The following is a 19,236-nucleotide window of genomic DNA, read 5'->3' as shown; positions in this document are numbered from 1 at the left end:
GGGAGTCCACGGGCCTCCCCGGGAATCCAGTCAGGCCTCCCCCGGGAATCCAGTCGGGCCTCCCCGGGAATCCAGTCGGGCCTTCCCCGGGAATCCAGTTGGGTCCGAGCGCCCCCGCACCCGACAATGCGGGTATGGGACATCTCGAAGCGGGCCACCTGGAGTACTACCTACCGGACGGGCGGGTGCTGCTCGGCGACGCGTCGTTCCGGGTCGCCGACGGTGCCGTGGTGGCCCTCGTCGGCGCCAACGGAGCCGGCAAGACGACACTGCTGCGGCTGCTCTCCGGCGAGCTCCAGCCGCACGGCGGCACCGTCTCCGTGAGCGGCGGCCTCGGCGTGATGGGCCAGTTCGTCGGCTCCGTACGCGACGGGCAGACCGTCCGCGACCTGCTGGTATCCGTGGCGCACCCGCAGATCCGGACCGCCGCGAAGGCCGTGGACGCCGCCGAGGAACTGATCCTCACCGTCGACGACGAGGCCGCGCAGATGAAGTACGCGCAGGCCCTCAGCGACTGGGCGGAGGTGCGCGGCTACGAGGCGGAGACCCTCTGGGACATGTGCACCATGGCCGCGCTCGGCGTCCCGTACGACAAGGCGCAGTACCGCGAGGCGCGCACCCTCAGCGGCGGCGAGCAGAAGCGACTGGTCCTCGAAGCGCTGCTGCGCGGCCCCGACGAGGTGCTGCTCCTCGACGAGCCGGACAACTACCTCGACGTCCCCGGCAAGCGCTGGCTGGAGGGAAAGCTCAAGGAGACCCGCAAGACGGTCCTCTTCGTCTCCCACGACCGCGAGCTGCTCTCCCGGGCCGCCGAGAAGATCGTCAGCGTCGAACCCGGTCCGGCCGGAAGCGACGTCTGGGTGCACGGCGGCGGCTTCGACACCTACCACCAGGCCCGCAAGGACCGGTTCGCCCGGTTCGAGGAACTGCTGCGCCGCTGGCAGGAGGAGCACGCCCGGCTGCGCGCCCTCACCCTGCGGCTGCGGCAGCAGGCGGCCATCAGCCCCGACATGGCCAACCGCTACCACGCCATGCAGACCCGCTTCAAGAAGTTCGAGGACGCCGGCCCGCCGCCCGAGCCGCCCCGCGAGCAGGACATCCGGATGCGGCTGCGCGGCGGCCGCACCGGGGTGCGGGCGGTGACCTGCACCGGCCTGGAGCTGACCGGCCTGATGAAGCCGTTCGACCTGGAGATCTACTACGGCGAGCGGGTCGCCGTCCTCGGCTCCAACGGCTCCGGGAAGTCCCACTTCCTGCGGCTGCTCGCCGGGGAGCCGGTCGCGCACACCGGCGAGTACAAGCTCGGCGCCCGGGTCGTCGCCGGCCACTTCGCGCAGACCCACGCCCACCCGGAACTGCTGGGCAAGACCCTGGTCGAGATCCTCTGGAGCGAGCAGGCCAAGGACCGGGGCGCCGCGATGGGCGTGCTGCGCCGGTACGAGCTGGAGCGCCAGGGCGACCAGCCCTTCGAGAAGCTCTCCGGCGGCCAGCAGGCCCGCTTCCAGATCCTGCTCCTGGAGCTCTCCGGCACCACCGCGCTGCTGCTGGACGAACCGACGGACAACCTGGACCTGGAGTCCGCCGAGGCGCTCCAGGACGGCCTGGAGGCGTACGACGGGACCGTGATGGCCGTCACGCACGACCGCTGGTTCGCGAAGTCCTTCGACCGGTACCTCGTCTTCGGCTCCGACGGGGTGGTCCGCGAGACGACCGAGCCGGTGTGGGACGAGCGGCGGGTCGAGCGGGCGCGGTAGCCGTCCGAGGCGCTCGCGCCCGTCTCCGGCCGTTCGGCGTTCCCGCCGTTCCCGGTCTTCGTCCGGCCGTTCCCGTCGTTCGGCGCGGGGGCGGCCGGGCCCGCGTCCGCCCCGCGATCGCGGGGTTCGACGGGGCCGGTCGAGGGCCATTTTGACCCGTGCGGGGGGCCCCGGGTAGTCTTCTGGTTTGTTATGCGTATTGGCTTGGTCGTTCTCACGCGAGGGGCCCTTACGCCGGTCCACCGGGCCGATGACCAGCGGCAGGCACTCGGGTTGCGTCCCCGCAGCGCCGCCAAGGCTGGTGGAATCGTCCGGGTGGCCTTGTCAGGACTCCACTCACTGAAGAAGCGAAGGCTACGACCGTGCGTACGTACAGCCCCAAGCCCGGAGATGTGACGCGCCAGTGGCACGTCATCGACGCTCAGGACATCGTCCTGGGTCGTCTGGCCACCACGGCCGCGAACCTCCTCCGAGGCAAGCACAAGGCGATCTATGCCCCCCACATGGACATGGGCGACTTCGTCATCATCATCAACGCCGACAAGGTTCACCTGTCCGGCAACAAGAAGACCCAGAAGATGGCGTACCGCCACTCCGGCTTCCCGGGTGGTCTCCGCTCGGTCCGCTACGACGAGCTGCTCTCCAAGAACCCGGAGAAGGCCGTCGAGAAGGCCATCAAGGGCATGATCCCCAAGAACACCCTGGGTCGGCAGATGCTGTCGAAGCTCAAGGTCTACGCGGGCGACCAGCACCCGCACGCTGCGCAGCAGCCGGTCCCGTTCGAGATCACCCAGGTCGCGCAGTAGTTCCGGCCTCCCCCTAAGACCATAAGAAAGATCTGAGGAGAATCGTGGCCGAGACCACTGTTGAGACCGTCGAGGGCACCGAGGGCGAGGAGACCTTCGCCGAGGTGACCACCTTCGAGTCCGAGGTCCCCGTCGAGGGTGAGTACACCTCCGAGTCGCTCGCCGGCCGCTTCGGCGACCCGCAGCCCGCCGCCGGCCTTGGCCGTCGCAAGAACGCCATCGCCCGCGTCCGGATCGTTCCGGGCACCGGCAAGTGGAAGATCAACGGTCGCACCCTTGAGGACTACTTCCCCAACAAGGTGCACCAGCAGGAAGTCAACGAGCCCTTCAAGGTGCTCGAGCTCGACAACCGCTACGACGTCATCGCCCGCATCTCGGGTGGCGGCGTCTCGGGTCAGGCCGGCGCCCTGCGCCTCGGCGTCGCCCGTGCGCTGAACGAGGCTGACGTGGACAACAACCGCGCCACCCTCAAGAAGGCCGGCTTCCTCTCCCGCGACGACCGTGCGGTCGAGCGCAAGAAGGCCGGTCTCAAGAAGGCCCGCAAGGCGCCGCAGTACAGCAAGCGCTAAATCCCGCCTGCTCGTCTGCTTCACACGTTCGCCCCGGCGGCACACACCGTGCTGTCGGGGCGTTCGTTTATCGCCTCTCACGGGCGTATAACGGCATAAGACGTTCATCGGCGCATCCGGGCGCATCGCATCCGTCGCGGTGTGAAGCGTTGCGGTTTGCACACTTTTGCCTGTTGTTAATTGTTGTGCTTTTGCGGTTGTCGGAGCATTTCGGAGGACACCAGTGGGACGACTCTTCGGTACGGACGGCGTGCGCGGGGTCGCCAACGCGGATCTCACGGCCGAGCTGGCGCTCGGGCTGTCGGTCGCGGCGGCGCACGTACTCGCCGAGGCGGGCACCTTCGAGGGGCACCGCCCCACGGCCGTGGTCGGCCGCGATCCCCGGGCCTCCGGAGAGTTCCTCGAAGCGGCTGTGGTGGCGGGCCTCGCCAGCGCGGGCGTCGACGTCCTGCGGGTCGGTGTGCTGCCCACGCCGGCCGTGGCGTACCTCACCGGCGTGCTCGGCGCCGACATCGGCGTGATGCTCTCCGCCAGCCACAACGCCATGCCCGACAACGGCATCAAGTTCTTCGCGCGCGGCGGCCACAAGCTCGCCGACGAGCTGGAGGACCGCATCGAGACCGTCTACGACCAGCACCGCACCGGCGCGCCCTGGGCCCGCCCCACCGGCGCCGGCGTGGGCCGCGTCACCGACTACACCGAGGGCTTCGAGCGGTACGTCGCCCACCTCATCGGCGTCCTGCCGAACCGGCTCGACGGCCTCAAGGTGGTGCTCGACGAGGCGCACGGTGCCGCCGCGTACGTCTCCCCGGAAGCGTTCGCCCGGGCCGGCGCGGAGGTCGTCACCATCGGCGCCGACCCCGACGGTCTCAACATCAACGACGGCTGCGGCTCCACCCACCTCACCCTCCTCCAGGCCGCCGTCGTCGAGAACGGTGCCGACTTCGGCATCGCGCACGACGGCGACGCCGACCGCTGCCTCGCCGTCGACGCCCAGGGCAACGAGATCGACGGCGACCAGATCCTCGCCGTCCTCGCCCTCGCGATGCGCGACGCCGGACAGCTGCGCGGCAACACGGTCGTCGGCACGGTCATGTCGAACCTCGGCTTCAAGATGGCCATGGAGCGCGAAGGCATCGAGCTCGTCCAGACCGCGGTCGGCGACCGGTACGTCCTGGAGTCCATGAAGGCCGAGGGGTACGCGCTCGGCGGCGAGCAGTCCGGGCACGTCATCGTGCTGGACCACGCCACCACCGGCGACGGCACCCTGACCGGCCTGATGCTGGCGGCCCGCGTCGCCGCCACCGGCCGCACCCTCGCCGAGCTCGCGGGCGTCATGCGGCGCCTGCCGCAGGTCCTCGTCAACGTCCCCGACGTCGACAAGTCCCGCGTCTCCACCTCCGCCGAACTGGCCTCCGCCGTCGCCGAGGCCGAGCGCGAACTCGGCTCCACCGGCCGGGTGCTGCTCCGCAAGTCCGGCACCGAGCCGCTGGTACGCGTCATGGTCGAGGCCGCCGACTTCGGCCAGGCCCAGGCCATCGCGGGCCGGTTGGCCGACGTGGTGAAGTCCGCGCTGGGCTAAGTGTTTTGACGGTACGTCAAGGTGCGTGACGTCACGGCGGGGCGGCTCCATGAGGGGCCGCCCCGCATTTTTGCGTCTTCTACAGCTTCCGCAGGGAGAGCCGCTGCACCTTGTGGTCCGGCCCCTTGCGCAGCACCAGGGTGGCCCGGCTGCGGGTGGGCGCCACGTTCTCCAGCAGGTTCGGCTTGTTGATGGTCCGCCAGGTGTTGCGCGCGTACTCCAGGGCCTCCTCCTCGGAGACCTGGGTGTACTTCGTGAAGTACGAGGACGGGTCCTGGAACGCCGTCTCGCGGAGCTTGCGGAACCGGTTGAGGTACCAGCTCTCGATGTCCTCGGCGCGCGCGTCCACGTACACGCTGAAGTCGAAGTAGTCCGCGAGCCCCACCCTGGTGCGCCCGTCGCTGCCGGGCAGCGCCGGCTGGAGGACGTTCAGCCCCTCCACGATCAGGATGTCCGGGCGTCGCACGGTGAGCCGCTCGCCGGGCACGATGTCGTAGATCAGGTGCGAGTAGACGGGGGCGGTGACCTCCTCCTTGCCCGACTTGATGTCCGCGACGAACCGGGTCAGGGCCCGCCGGTCGTACGACTCGGGGAACCCCTTCCGCGAGGTCAGCCCGCGCGCCCGCAGCTCCTTCATCGGCAGCAGGAACCCGTCCGTGGTCACCAGCTCCACCCGCGGGTGCTCCGGCCACCGCGCCAGCAGCGCCTGGAGCAACCGGGCGCTGGTCGACTTGCCGACCGCCACGCTCCCCGCGACCCCTATGACGAACGGGGTACCGCGCTGCGCCCCGTGGCCGTTCCCCGCGTCCCCGAGGAAGGTGTTCAGGGCGCCGCGCAGGCCCGAGGTGGCCTGCACGTACAGGTTGAGCAGCCGGGAGAGCGGGAGGTAGACCTCGCGCACCTCGTCCAGGTCAATGACGTCACCGAGACCGCGCAGCCGCTCCACCTCCTCGGCGGTCAGCGGCAGCGGGGTCTTGTCGCGGAGGGCACTCCACTCGGCGCGCGAGAGGTCGACATAGGGCGTCGGCCCGTGCTCGGTGCGACGCTGGCTGCCACGGGGCGGCGTTGTGATCACGTACTCATTGTTACGGGAGTTTGAACGGAGCGGGGGGTGGGGTCCCTCACGCGGGCGTGGGGTTGCGCGGCGGGAGGTTGCGCGGGGCGGCCCTCGCCCGGACGCGGCCGCGGGCCCGCACCCGGGTGGGGTACGGGCCCGCAGAGAGAGGCCGGCGGCGGTCGGGCCGTTGATCAGGCCAGGGCCACGGATTGGGCCTCGACGACCGCGGGCGGTACGGCGAGGTCCTCGGGGGTCTCGGCCGCCTTGGTGGCTCCGGTCCCCGCAGTCCCCTCGGTGGCCGTGGTGGTGAAGTGGGCGACGGTGGTGCCCCGGCGCATGACGGCGATCTTCTCGGGCGTGTCCGTACTGTCCGCCCCGCCGACGCGCTGCGTGATACCGAAGCCCATCGCCTGGTCGGCGCCCTGGGGCGCGAGCTCCCGGGCGGCGGCGGTGACCCGGTGCTCCGCGCCGGAGAGCGTGAAGGCGAAGCCGTGGGCGCAGGCGTCGGCCGCGTCGGAGAGTGCGGTCAGGGCGGCGGTGGCCTTCTCCTCGTCCTCGTAGACGCTGAGGGTGACGGTGGTGGTGAGGCCGTCGCCGGTGACCCGGCGCACCACGGTGTCCTTCGGGGAGCCGAGGGCCGCCCCGGCGACCGCGCGGGCCAAGGGCCCGCACGGCTTGTCCGCCGCGACGTCCTTGGCCCGGGGGGCCCGGGCGCCGGTCGGGGTGGTGACCGTGGCGCCGGGGACGCTGCCGGTCTTCAGCGCCTTCGCGGCGAGACCGGCGGCGTCGGTGGGGGCGGGGCTGGCGGCGCCCAGGCGCTGGAGACCGCCGTTGCCGCCGCCGCCCGCGCTGCCGGAGACGGAGCAGGCCGACACGAGGACGAGGGCCGCGGCCGACACCGCGCAGGCACTGATCCTGCGGGCGGTGGCGGCGGTGGCGGCGGTGGTGGTGGTGTGCGCGTACCGCCCGGACGGGGAGATGCGGCGGGTCATCCCATCGCCTTCTTGCCGGACCAGCCGCCGCTGATCACCGTGACCGGAGCTCCCAGCGTGGTGGCGCCGCCCTTGAAGAACTTCACCGTGCCGTCGGCGGCGAGCGCCCAGATGTCGGGGATGCCGTCCTGGCTGACGTCCGCGGTTCCGGTCATCAACGGATAGGCGGTCGCGCTCCAGCCCGTGGCGTACTCGGCGTCCACGCCCGAGAGGGAGGCGTCCGCGTAGGCCAGGGACGCCAGGACGGTGCCGCCGGCCCCGTCCGGCTTGCCGAGACGGAGAAGCAGGCGGTTGGAGGCGAAGGTCCGGTAGAGCAGGTCCGCCGCGCCGTCCTTGTTCACGTCCCCGATGTTGACGAGATCGCGGACGTCCCAGGAGGCGCCGGCGAGTTGGGTGGCCGTCTGGAAGGTCCCCCCGGTGTAGCCGGAGAAGGCCCAGAAGGTGGCGCCGGCGGTCGCGAGCATGTCCGGCCGTCCGTCGCCGGTGATGTCCCCGGCCGCGAGGATCTGCGTGAACGTCGACGGGTCGGGAGCGTTCGAGGGGAACCGGACCTCGGTGCGCCGGTCGATGTCGACGCTGCCGTAGCCGTCGCCCCGGTAGATGTAGACCTTGCCGTCGGGCATCCGCGCGACGAGGTCCTGCACGCCGTCCCCGGGCAGGAAGTCCCCGTTGTGTGTGATCAGCGCGGGCTTGCCGTCCTTGGCCAGCCAGTAGGTGCCGTAGTCGGAGACGCCGTCCTCGTCGAGGTCGTCCTCCAGACTGACGCCGTGCTTGTACGCGCCGACGAGCGAGGTGTGGATGTCACCGGAGAAGGTCGCGGGGTAGAGCCGCAGGTCACCGGTGCCGTCCAGCAGGTACAGGTCGGCCGCCTTGTCGCCCGTGACGTCCCCGGCCGCATCCTTGCTGTCCCGCGGGGTGACGTAGTGGACGTACATGGTCGGTGAGGACGAGGTGTTGCCCGCGCTGTCGACGGCCTTCACGTAGAGGACCGAAGGGCCCGCCGTCAGCGGCTTGAGCGCGACGGTGGCCGAGGCTCCGGCGGCGACGGTGACCGAGTTGTTCAGGGCCGTGCTGTTGAAGGAGTACATGTACTTCACCGTGTCGGTCGAGCCGGCCGGGCTGAAGGTGAAGTTGCCGGCCGTGCCGAAGGGCACCTTGCTCCAGGTGGAGGCGTTGCCGTCGTCCTCGGGGAAGTCGGTGGAGGTGACGTCGGGGGAGTTGGGTGCCGAGGAGTCGTAGACGAGGCCGCAGTTGGCCGTCGACGGCGGCCCGTAGGTGGAGGAGGAACCGGTGGCGTCGAGGGCCCGGACCGCCCAGAAGTAGGTCTTGCCGTTGGTGAACTCGCTCGCGGTGCCGTCCGCGCCGTCGATGGTCACGCTGGCGGCGCCGGTCGAATCGACGGTGCGGTTGCCGTCGTAGAGCCGGGTGGTGCTACCGGACTGCCACACCGCGAAGTTGAGGTACTTCAGGTCGCCGTCCGGGTCGCTCGACTTGGCGGACAGCGTCACGTCGCTGAGGCCGATCGACGGGTACGGGCTGACGGTGTCGCAGCCGGTACCGGGGGTGATGTCGAGCTTGGTGGGCTCGGCGGGCTTCCGGTTGTAGGTGATGGTGATCTTGGGGGCGGACTCGCCCTCGGCCTTGAACTTCTTCCACGAGGTAGCCGAGTCCTCGTTGGTCGCCTGGAGGCCGATGGTGATCTCGGTGGCTCCACTGTTCGCCGAGGACTGGGCGACCGACTTGCCGTCGTACACCACGTAGGCGTCGGGGCAGGCGGAACTCCAGCCGTTGGCGAAGGACTTGGCGCCGATCAGCGAGCTCCAGGCCGGCTGGTTGTTCCAGGTGGTCTTGGAGGAGATGCCGCCGGTGTGCCAGACCTGCATCTCGCGGGCCGTGCACGACCAGGCGTAGGTCTCCATGAGCCGGATCTCGGCCTTGGTGACGGTGGCGCCCTTGATGCTGGACGTCCAGCCGAGCCGGAAGAAGGAGCGGGACAGGCCGCCGGTGGTCGACTCGTAGCCCGCCCGGCCCTCGGTGGTGCCGGTGTTGTAGTTGGCGCCGTCGTAGAAGCTGGACGTCGGGTACTTCTTGTACGTCGTCGTCCAGTTCTTCGTCTTGCCGGTGATCGACGGGTCGATGAAGACCGGCCAGGTCGTGTCCGGGTCGGTCAGCAACGATTCGTCCGGCACGATGTCCAGCGTGGCGGTGCCGCTGCCCTCGCCCGTGAGCGCGGCCTTGCCCAGCGCGGTCTTCGCACCGACCTGCGGCCCCGCGAGGCCGGGCAGGCCGAGTACCTCGGCGAAGGTGGTGGCCGGAATCGCGTCGCGCAGTGAGGCCGGAGTGACCGCGCCGGAGTGGTAGACCGACTGCTCGATGCCGTCGGTGCTCCTGGCGTCCGAGCCGTCCAGGGATTCCTCGGGCTCCGGGGTGGCCGAGTTGGAAGGCGTGGCGTCGCCGTCCTCGGGAGCCACACCGTCGTCCTCGGGAGCGGCCGTGTCGTCGGTGTCCGGCGCCTCGGAGTCGGCCGGAGCTTCCGTCAACTCCTCCCCGGGCTCCTCGGAGTAGGCCGGAGCCGGTTCCTCGGTGGGCTCTGCCGGCTGCGGGTCGGCGCCCTCGGTGACGGCGGGGTGGCCGGCCGAGTCCCAGAGATAGGGGGTCGGCGACACGGCGAGCTCCGCCCCCGTGGAGTCCAGGGCGGTGACGGCGTGCGTTATCGGGTCGAGGTGGAAGGAGAGGTCCGGCGAGCTCAGGCGGTACGAGAGTCCGGCGCGGCGAAGGCCCTCAGCCGCGGCCGCGTCGCGTACCACCAGCACATGCGTGAAGCCGCTGTCCCGGGCGGTCAGCAGCAGGTCCACACCGTCGAGGACTCCGCGGTAGAGCGCCGTGGCGCCGTCTATCTCCGGCTCAGGAAGGTCGCCCGGCCACCCCATGGTGACCAGGTGACCACCGGAGTTCAGGGTGACGAGGTCGTGGTAGCCCGTGTCGTCGTCGGAGTCCGAGGCGGTCAGCCCCCGGGTGCTGGATCCGGAACCGGAACCGCGGGTAACGGTGAACGATGCGGTGTGGGCCGAGCCCTTGCCGGTGCTCCCACCTGCCGCGCCGCCGGTGCTCCCGCTCCCGTCCGAGAACACCACCGGATCCGACGCGACGCGCGGCGCCCAGCCGTTCTTCGTGCGGGCCAGGGTGGAGTCCAGCGGCTTCCAGGCGCCGTCGACCTTCGCGCGTACGGGCGCCGCACTCGCGGTGAGTTCGAAGCTGCCGTTCGGCAGCGCGAACGTGGTGGAGGTGGCGTCGCGCAGGGCGGTCACCTCGACGCGCTTGCCGGTGCGGATGGCCTGTTTCTGCGCTCCGCTCTCGTCGAGCGGGGCGGTGGCCGGCGACACGGGCGTGGCGGACTGCCGCACCGGGTCATCGGGGGCGGGCCCGAGCATGGCGAAACCGAGGCCGGCGGCGACGAGTGCCGCTACCCCCGCCGCGGTGCGCCGGACGGTGGCCCGGCTTGGTCGACGACGTTCCACGGTGGCTGAATTCCCTCCCCCAAAAACGGCGGGCGCCGCTCCGCGAGAACAACCGGTAAACGGCACAGCCGTTTACCGGGCGTCCGGAGCTCACGCCTGCCGAAAAATTTCCTGTCGGCCCCCGCCTCCCCTGAAAATGAGCCAGGGGGAATGAATTCAGCCCCGACGGAGAAGGGCGGAATAAGAGCATGCCGGAAGAGACGCGCGACATCCACAGGTGTGCCCACCCTGTGAGAGTGATCGTCGGGTGCACGTCAGTACCTCGCTCCGCGTGATGGATCGCCCATCGGGTCCACGCCTCCGTGGACTGGCAGTTCAATGATCGAGGCAGAATGTGACACATCGTGATTATTCGTTCGTCAAGTTGCGTATTTTGTGAAGGGATCTGAATCGGTGGGTGATCTCCGATGAACTTCTATGTAAACGGCGAGAACTCCCGTCTAATCACCGATTGGTAAAATAGGTGCAAATTGAACGTAAATAATGCGTGAGTGAAGTCACGTTCGATGAAAAGTGTTTGACGAGTTGTGAAGGAGTGAGTGAATATTCGGCGAATCAATTAGCCTTCGGCGCCGTGTGTTTCCGCATGGTTCGGCCGGTGGTCGGGATCGACTGTGGGGGGCCGCGGCCGTCGTGTGGGGATCGCTTTCATGGAGTGGCCGGGGGTATCTCCCCGGCACCGAGGAGCAGCGCCGTCGTCGGCGTCGGGCGCGCGTCGGTGTGGTGGTCGTCGCGGCGACCGCCGTGACGATCGGTATGCTCCCGGCCTCGTACGCCGCGCCGCCCCCGAACGACCGGGCCGGCGTCGACCTCGTCGACCTGCCCGCCGCCGAACTGGTGGCAGGTGAGGACGGTGGCGGTCTCGCCGAACTCACGACTCCCGAGGTCCCTCCGGCGGAGGACTACGAGCCGAAGAAGATCACCGCTCCGGAGGGGACCGGCATCACGACGCCGGCGACCGGGACGGTGGACGCGCTGGCGCCGGGGGAGACGCAGCAGATCAGCACGTTGCCGATCGGGATCGGTGCTCCGGCGGAGGCGACCCCTGCGGAGACGACGGCGCTGGAGGGTGACTGGCAGGTCGCTCTGGCGAGCCAGGCCGAGTCCTCGGCGGCCGACGTCGAGGGCCTGGTCTTCACGGTCACCCCGCCGGCCGGTGCGACCGGCGACGCGGTGGTGGCGATCGACTACACCGACTTCGCGGAGCTGTACGGGGCGAACTGGGCGGACCGGCTCCAGCTGGTCAAGTTCCCCGAGTGCTTCCTGACCACGCCCGATGTCGAGGGCTGTGCGGAGCCGACCGAGGTGGACACCACCAACGTCGTCGCGCCGCAGGACACCGACGTCGAAGGTGACGGCGTCCTCGACGGTGAGCGCCGCATCGAGGCGACTCTCGACGTCGCGGACCTGACGGACACCGGCACCACGGTGACCACGGCCGAGGCCACCTCGACCGGCACGGTCTCCACCGCTCTGTACGTCAAGCCGACCTCCGGGTCGTCCCCGCTGACCCGGGTGGCTGCGCTGAGCGCGGCCAGCAACTCGGGCTCTTCGGTGTTCATGGCGACCTCGGCGGGCAGTGGCGCGAAGGGCGATTTCTCCGCGACGCCCCTGGCCAGCGCCGGTTCCTGGTCGGCCGGTGGTAACTCGGGCGGGTTCTCGTACACGTACAACCTCCAGGCGCCCAGCGTCCCCGGCGGGCCGGCCCCGAGCCTGTCCTTCGGGTACAGCTCGCAGGGTGTGGACGGGCGTACGTCGGCGACGAACAACCAGGCGTCGTGGATCGGTGACGGCTGGGACTACAACCCGGGTTCGATCACGCGGACGTACAAGTCCTGCCGTGACGACACCGAGGGCGGCAACAACACCAAGCGCAAGACGAGCGACCTCTGCGACGGCTCGGAGAACGCGACCCTGACCCTGGGTGGTACGACCACCGAGCTGGTCAAGGACGACGACGAGACCGGCAACGAGTGGGTCACCGCCAACGGTGACGGCTCGCGGGTGCGGCTGCTGAAGGACACCTCGCTGGGCAACGGCGACTCCCTGGGCGAGTACTGGGAGGTCACCACCCGCGACGGCACGATCTACTACTTCGGCAAGCACAAGCTCCCCGGCTGGAGCGACAACGGCACCGCCGCCGACGACCCGGTCACCAACTCCGTGCTGACCGTGCCCGTCTCGGGCAACCAGCCCGGCGAGGACTGCTACGACGCCGACTTCGCCAAGTCCTTCTGCACCCGCGGCTGGCGCTGGAACCTCGACTACGTCGTCGACACCTCCGGCAGCGCCATGTCCCTGTGGTGGGACAAGGAGAAGTCCCTCTACGCCAAGAACATGAAGTTCAAGACCCCGGTCTCCTACGACCGGGGCGGCTACCTCAAGCGCATCGACTACGGCCAGCGCGCCAGCACCCTCTACAGCGCCGCGCCGCTCGCCCGGGTCGACTTCTCGGTCGACGAGCGGTGCTTCGTCGAGGACGGCATAGCCTGCTCCGAGGAGAACTTCACCTCGGGCGACTTCGCGAAGAACCACATCTGGTACGACACCCCCGCCGACCTCCTCTGCGAGTCCGGCAAGGACTGCTACGTCCCGATCCCGACGTTCTGGACCCGCAAGCGCCTGGCCCAGGTGACCACCTCCACCCAGCGCACCGAGGGCTCCACCGCCCTCTCCAAGGTCGACTCCTGGACCCTTCAGCAGTCACTGCCGTCCGAGCGCACCGACGAGGGAACCGCTCTCTGGCTCGACTCGATCACGCGAGCCGGCTACGGCACCGACGGTGAATCCGAAACTCTGAACCCGGTCACTTTCGTGGCCAACACGCAGCCGATGCCGAACCGTGTGCGCCGCGGTGAGAAGGACCCGAACCCGACGTTCGACCGGCTGCGGATCGAGCGGATCATCAGCGAGTACGGCGGCGAGACCTTCGTCGACTACCGCGAACCCACCGGCGCCTGCAAGTCCGGCTCCGGCTTCCCGGCGGTCGAGTCCAACACCGGTCTCTGCTACCCGGCGTACTGGCACCCGGACCCGGACAAGGCCGACGAGTCGATCGAGTGGTTCAACAAGTACGTCGTCGACCACGTCGAAGAGCTCCCTGCCGTTCAGGGCGTCGCGACCGTCACCACCTCGTACGAGTACGGCGACGACAACGACTCCAAGGGAGCCTGGGCGCTGAACCAGGCCGAGTTCTCGAAGAAGAAGACCCGCACCTACGACCAGTGGCGCGGCTTCAGCCGGGTCCGTACGGTCAGCGGCGCCGACTCCTCGGACACGTACGAGGGCAGCGCGAAGTCCATGTCCGAGGTCACCTTCTTCCGCGGCATGAACGGCGACCCGCTTCCCGGCGGCTCGAAGCGCTCGGTGACCGTTCTCGACAACGACGGCGCGAAGATCGCCGACGACGACCTCGCCCTCCAGGGCCGTACGGCGGAAGAGCTCGACTACACGGGGTACAACGGCACTCTTACCTCCCGGTCGGTGGACTACCCGAAGGTCGTGGAGCTGGCGAGCAGGACCCGCGACGGCGGCATCCCGGCCCTCAAGGCGTACCGGGTGCTGGACGACCACACCATCACCACCACGCGTTCCTCGGGCACGTACGACGTGAACGAGACGCGCCAGTGGCGGTCCTTGCGCACCAACACCACGTACGACGACACCTACGGGCTGCCGCTCACCGTGGAGTCCCTCGGTGACACGGGCAAGACCGGCGACGAGGCGTGCTCGGTCCTCAGCTACGTCCACAACACGTCGAAGAACCTGATCGGACTGGACAAGGAGACGCTGACGACGGCCGGTACCTGTGCCGCCGCAGCGACCGCTCCGGTCTCCGCCCGCATCGCCGGTTCCCGCGTCGCCTACGACGACCTGGCGTTCGGTGCCACCCCGACCTCGGGTTCGGCCACCACCACCTGGTCGCTGAACGGGACGGGTGACGCCTGGCAGCAGACCGCCACGCTCACCTACGACTCCCTCGGCCGTGTCCTGACGACCACCAACGCGAAGAACGAGACCGACAAGACCACCTACACGCCGACCACCGGCCAGGTCTACTCGATCACCGAGGAGAACGCGAAGCACCAGACCTCCACCAGCTACCTGGAGCCCGGCCGCGGCACCACGCTGAAGGACGTAGACGCCAACGGGCGCACGACCCTCTACCAGTACGACGCCCTGGGCCGCACCACCGCAGGGTGGGGCACCTCGCAGGCCGCCACCGAGGACCCCTCGGTCAAGTTCGAGTACAGCACCGAAGAGGGCCAGCCGGTCAGCGTCACCAGCTCCACGCTGAAGGACGACGGCAGTGGCTACGACAACTCCATCGTGCTGTACGACGGCCTCGGCCGTGAGCGCCAGCGCCAGGAGCCGGCGGTCGGCGACGGACGCCTGATCACCGACACCATCTACAGCGCCAACGGCACCATCGCCCGTACCAACAACGGTTACTACGCCGAGGGCGAGCCGCAGCCGGTGATGTACGAGGTCGACTCCGACTTCAAGATCCCGAACGCGACCCTCTACAAGTATGACGGCCAGGGCCGTGTCCTGTCGGAGACGCCGTACATGGCGGGCGCCACCGTGCCCACCAAGGCGACCCGGTACGACTACGGGTACGACTGGTCCACCGTCATCCCGCCCACCGGCGGAGCCGCCCAGCGCAGCTGGAGCGACGCCCAGGGCCGGACGGTCCGGGTCGACACCTTCACGGACGCGGCGCGCAGCGCGTACCGGTCGACGACGTACTCCTACGACGCGCGCGGCGACCAGACCAAGGCTGAGGACTCGTCCAAGAACGTCTGGTCCTACACCTACGACGCGCTCGGCCGGCAGCTCACGGCCACCGACCCGGACACGGGCACCAGCAGCACCACGTACGACGTACTGGGCCGGCCCGAAACGGTCACGGACAGCAAGCAGAACAAGGTCTGGACGAAGTACGACGAACTGGGCCGGACGGTCGAGCAGCGGAAGGACTCGTCCTCGGGCGAGCTGCTGACCTCGGCCACGTACGACACGGTCATCGGCGGCCTCGGCCAGCCTGCCACCGCCACCCGCTACACGGACGGACTGCCGTACACCAGCACGGTCACCGGCTACACCGCCGAGTACCAGCCGACCGGCACCAAACTGACGCTGCCGGCGACGATCGCCGCGCAGTACGGCCTGCAGGAGACGTACGCCTACACGTACGAGTACAGCAAGTCCGGGCAGTTGCAGTCGGCTTCGCTGCCTGCGGCGGGCGGTCTCTCCCCGGAGAAGATCGTCACCCGGTATAACGAAGAGGGCCTGCCGGTCTCGACGTCGGGTATCGACTGGTACAACGCGGACACCGACTACAGCGTCTACGGCCAGGTCCTGCGCGCGGTCACGGGTGAGAACCCGAACCGGGTGTGGACGACCAACCTGTACGACGAGCGCACCGGTGAGCTGACGAAGTCGTACACCGACCGCGAGTCCACCAGCGACACCACGACGGTGCTCGGTCACCGGGTCAACGTCCGTTCCTACGGGTACGACGCGGCGGGCAACGTCACCAAGATCGAGGACGCGGTCGATTCCAAGACCGATCGCCAGTGCTTCAGTTACGACGTCCTCGGTCAGCTCACCGAGGCGTGGACGGCCTCCGACACCGCGTGCGCGGTGACCTCGGCCGGTGTTCCGAGCGCGCCGACCATCGGTGCGGACGGGGACGGTTACCACAAGTCGTACACGTACGACGCGATGGGCAACCGGAAGAAGGAGGTCGATCACTACCTCGGCACGGTCGGCACCACCACCACGGTGCTGGACCCGGCGAAGGACGCGACGACCGACTACACCTACGGCAAGGCGGACGGCACCCAGCCGCACACCCTGACCGGGATGTCCTCCACCTACCTGACGGACGCCGGGGCCAAGGTCACCGAGGCCTCCACCCGGACGTACGACAAGGCGGGCAACACCGAGACCCGCACGGACGGCGGCGACCAGCAGGGCCTGACCTGGACCTGGGACGGCAACCTGGAGACGGTCACCGGCTTCGGCGAAAGCGGCGCGGGCGCCTGGATGGGCCTGTCCGGCAAGTGCATCGACCTGTCGTCGTCCTCGACAGTCGCGGGGACCGCGCTCCAGCTCTACAGCTGCAACGGCACCCGCGCCCAGCAACTGAGGATCGAGGGCGCCACGCCCACCGACTCCTCCAAGGGCGCTCTGAAGGTCCTTCAGCAGTGCGCGGAGCCCAAGGACGGTGCGACGGCTGACGGCACGGCTGTCGTGATCGGCAAGTGCACGGGGGCCGCGGCCCAGCAGTGGACGGTGGTCGAGTCCGGACACAAGCTCAAGCACGTCGCGTCCGGCAAGTGCCTGGCCGTCCCCGGCGCCAACTCGGCCGCGGGTACCGACCTCACCCTCGGCACCTGCGACACGAACGGGGCCGCCCAGTCCTGGGCCCCGGCCAACGAGACGAAGTACGTCTACGGCCCGTCCGGCGAAAGGCTGATGGCGATCACCGCCAGCACCCGGACCCTCTACCTCGGCGAGGCCACGGTCTCGGTGAACGTGGACGGCACGCCGAACTACGCGGAGCGCTACTACCAGCAGGCCGGCGGCCCGGTGGTGATGCGACTCAAGCAGGGCAGTGGCGGCGAACAGCTGTCGATGCAGGTGACCGACCAGAACGGCACCGCCTACATCAACGTCAAGCTCGACGCGGGCAACGCGGTGAAGTTCGAGAAGACGGACCCGTTCGGAGTGGCCCGTAAGGAGAGCGCCAACTGGCTCTCTCACAAGGGCTACATCGGCGGCGACGACGACAACTCCACCGGCCTGGTCCACCTCGGTGCACGCGAGTACGACCCCGAGACCGGCCGCTTCATCTCCGCCGACCCAGTGCTCGACCTGAACGACCCGGTCCAGATGAACGGGTACGTCTACTGCGAGAACAACCCCGTCACCTTCGCCGACCCGAGCGGCCTGATGCTCGACGCGGGCGGCGGCGGAGGTGGTGGCGGCGGTGGTGGTGCCGAAACAGCCGAAGAGGCATGGGCCAACAACCAGCTCAACACTTCGATGGCCGACATCATCATGAATGTCGGCTGGGCGGTGTTCAAGGAGTTCATCGGCTGGAACGACGTCGTCAGCTGCTTCTCCCGCGGCGACATGTGGGCCTGCGGCTCGCTGATCATCGACGCCATCCCGTGGTCCTCGGTCTTCAGTAAGGGCAAGAAGATCTGGCGCGCGGTCGACAAGACCATGAGCGCGATCAGCGCCTGGCGCAAGGCCCAGGAGAAGGCCCGCAAGATCATCGCTGCCGCTAAGGCCGCGCGTGAAGCGGCGCGAGCGGCGAAGGCCGCCGCGAAGGCAGCCGCCAAGAGAGCTGCGCAAGCGGCGGCGAAGCAGGCGAAGCAGGCAGCGATCAGAGCTGCCAAGAAGGGCGCGGAGAAGACCGGGAACCCGCTCCAGAAGACCAAGAAGGCGTTGGCCAAGGGCAACGAGAAGGTCAAGAGCGTCGCCCAGAAGGTCTCCGGGAAGAACAAGAAGGAGAACGGCAAGGCAGGAGACGCCGGGGGCGGGTCCAGCGGTGAAAGCTGCGAGATCAACAGCTTCGTGCCGGGCACCCTGGTGGTGATGGCCGACGGTTCGTCGAAGCCGATCGAGAAGGTGAAGAACGGCGACGAGGTTCTCGCCACCGACCCCGAGACCGGTGAGACGACGTCCGAGGTCGTCACAGCCGAGATCACGGGTAAGGGCGTCAAGCACCTGGTCAAGGTCACCATCGACACCGATGGCGACAAGGGCGACAAGACAGCCTCGGTCACGGCGACGTACAACCATCCCTTCTGGGTGGAAGCCGTGGGCAAGTGGCTCGACGCAACCGACCTGAAGTCCGGCGAATGGCTCCGGACCAGTGCCGGCACCTACGTCCAGATCACGGCTATTGACCGCTGGACGGCCCCGGACGCGACCGTCCACAACCTCACCGTCAATGACCTCCACACGTACTATGTGGTGGCAGGCGCCACGCCGGTCCTCGTTCACAACTGCGGCGGCTCGTCGCTTGACATCGACGAGGAGCTGGCCCGTCTCCCGGAGTACCCGGGCAGTGGTCCAACGACTGGTCATGCCGTGGCAGACAATGGCCAGAGATACGAATTGGTGAGCGGCCGCGGAAACGATGGCGACCTGGTCGACTGGGTCAATTCCACACTACAGGGGGCGGGAGTACTGCCGGGACGAAGTCGATCCGGGCGTGCTGTGGATGTTGAGCAGAAATTCGCCGCCATCATGGAGCGGGACGGAATTGGGCACGCAGATCTGTTCATCAACTTCCCGACCGGCCCGTGCTCAGTGAGGGCTGGATGCCATGAGGTGCTGAATGTCCTCCTTGGGGGTAATCGCACCCTCACGGTACATTGGCCTGGGGTGGGAAGTGGTCGACCATATGGAAGGCGGAGTTAACGTGAGGGCGAGAGCTGAGGCGCGATACAGGGTTGAGAGTGGCGACAAGCCGGAGATCCTTTATGCGCCTGAGGATATCGATCCTGTGATCGACAAGCTCCTGGTGGATCAGAGTGGACCGATCCGCGAGACCCTGGCACAGATCCACTCTCTTGAGCGTGAAGTACTGCCGTCTGGCTACCCGGACCATGAACTCATGGTGGGGGTGGACAGGGATCTCCAAGTGGGAGTTCTTTCTTTCATGGATGGCAGTGGCAATTCGGTGACCCTAGGGGCACCTGAAGGCAGGAATGATCCTGCGTACTACATTCAAGGGCATATGACAGAGTTTCCGGCATGTTCTGAAATTCCGATTTCCCTCGTGCGTCAAGCGGCCAGGGAGTTTATCTCTTCCGGCGGACAGCGGCCTGCTTGTGTTAATTGGCAACCGTTGACGAGCTGGTAGGTTGGCCCGCAAGAGGAATCCTGTGGGGTGGCTAAGAGGATGTCTCACGTGGTTGGTTGCTGATGCGGCAT

9 protein-coding genes are annotated in these 19,236 nt (G+C 68.6%); 6 read left to right on the top strand and 3 right to left on the bottom strand.

From position 1 onward, the window contains the following. The first annotated feature begins 134 nt into the window (after window positions 1–134). The 4 genes from OHA55_RS10905 (at window position 135) to glmM (ending at window position 4,711) form a co-directional block, all read left to right on the top strand. A complete protein-coding gene (locus tag OHA55_RS10905; RefSeq protein WP_266705182.1) occupies window positions 135–1,754 on the top strand; it encodes an ABC-F family ATP-binding cassette domain-containing protein in 1,620 nt (539 codons plus the stop codon). Between the two features lie 362 nt (window positions 1,755–2,116). Continuing rightward, the gene (rplM, locus tag OHA55_RS10900; protein WP_266705180.1) at window positions 2,117–2,560 is read left to right on the top strand and encodes a 50S ribosomal protein L13; all 444 of its coding nucleotides are present in this window, start codon (window positions 2,117–2,119) and stop codon (window positions 2,558–2,560) included. A 44-nt stretch (window positions 2,561–2,604) separates the two neighbouring features. After that, the gene (gene rpsI / locus OHA55_RS10895; protein ID WP_266705178.1) at window positions 2,605–3,129 is read left to right on the top strand and encodes a 30S ribosomal protein S9; all 525 of its coding nucleotides are present in this window, start codon (window positions 2,605–2,607) and stop codon (window positions 3,127–3,129) included. Window positions 3,130–3,352: 223 nt separating this feature from the next. Next, a complete protein-coding gene (gene glmM, locus OHA55_RS10890; protein WP_266705176.1) occupies window positions 3,353–4,711 on the top strand; it encodes a phosphoglucosamine mutase in 1,359 nt (452 codons plus the stop codon). 79 nt (window positions 4,712–4,790) lie between these two features. Here glmM and coaA read toward each other — a convergent pair whose 3' ends face one another. From coaA to OHA55_RS10875, 3 genes are all read right to left on the bottom strand, one after another. After that, entirely contained in the window at window positions 4,791–5,786 is a 996-nt protein-coding gene (gene coaA, locus OHA55_RS10885) for a type I pantothenate kinase (RefSeq protein ID WP_266705174.1), read from the bottom strand. 173 nt (window positions 5,787–5,959) lie between these two features. Beyond that, entirely contained in the window at window positions 5,960–6,760 is an 801-nt protein-coding gene (locus tag OHA55_RS10880; RefSeq protein ID WP_266705172.1) for a hypothetical protein, read from the bottom strand. Further along, a complete protein-coding gene (locus OHA55_RS10875; protein ID WP_266705170.1) occupies window positions 6,757–10,278 on the bottom strand; it encodes an FG-GAP-like repeat-containing protein in 3,522 nt (1,173 codons plus the stop codon). The genes OHA55_RS10880 and OHA55_RS10875 overlap by 4 nt, the downstream gene beginning before the upstream one ends. A 744-nt stretch (window positions 10,279–11,022) precedes the next feature. Between OHA55_RS10875 and OHA55_RS10870 the strand changes: the two genes are divergently transcribed. Both OHA55_RS10870 and OHA55_RS10865 read left to right on the top strand, forming a co-directional pair. Then, a complete protein-coding gene (locus OHA55_RS10870; protein WP_266705168.1) occupies window positions 11,023–18,720 on the top strand; it encodes a polymorphic toxin-type HINT domain-containing protein in 7,698 nt (2,565 codons plus the stop codon). Then, window positions 18,638–19,165, top strand: a complete 528-nt coding sequence (locus tag OHA55_RS10865) for an Imm1 family immunity protein (protein ID WP_323180391.1) — start codon at window positions 18,638–18,640, stop codon at window positions 19,163–19,165. The genes OHA55_RS10870 and OHA55_RS10865 overlap by 83 nt, the downstream gene beginning before the upstream one ends. Window positions 19,166–19,236 lie beyond the last annotated feature (71 nt).

The sequence above is a fragment of the Streptomyces sp. NBC_00102 genome, assembly GCF_026343115.1.
In the GTDB taxonomy this organism is placed as follows: domain Bacteria; phylum Actinomycetota; class Actinomycetes; order Streptomycetales; family Streptomycetaceae; genus Streptomyces.
Note: the sequence above shows the minus strand (reverse complement) of the source record. Positions and strands in the feature narration are given on the sequence as shown.

Coding starts and splice junctions, on each gene's coding strand:
- OHA55_RS10905 (WP_266705182.1), top strand. CDS start 135: ATGGGACATCTCGAAGCGGGCCACCTGGAGTACTACCTACCGGACGGG.
- OHA55_RS10865 (WP_323180391.1), top strand. CDS start 18,638: ATGTCCTCCTTGGGGGTAATCGCACCCTCACGGTACATTGGCCTGGGG.
- OHA55_RS10880 (WP_266705172.1), bottom strand. CDS start 6,760: ATGACCCGCCGCATCTCCCCGTCCGGGCGGTACGCGCACACCACCACC.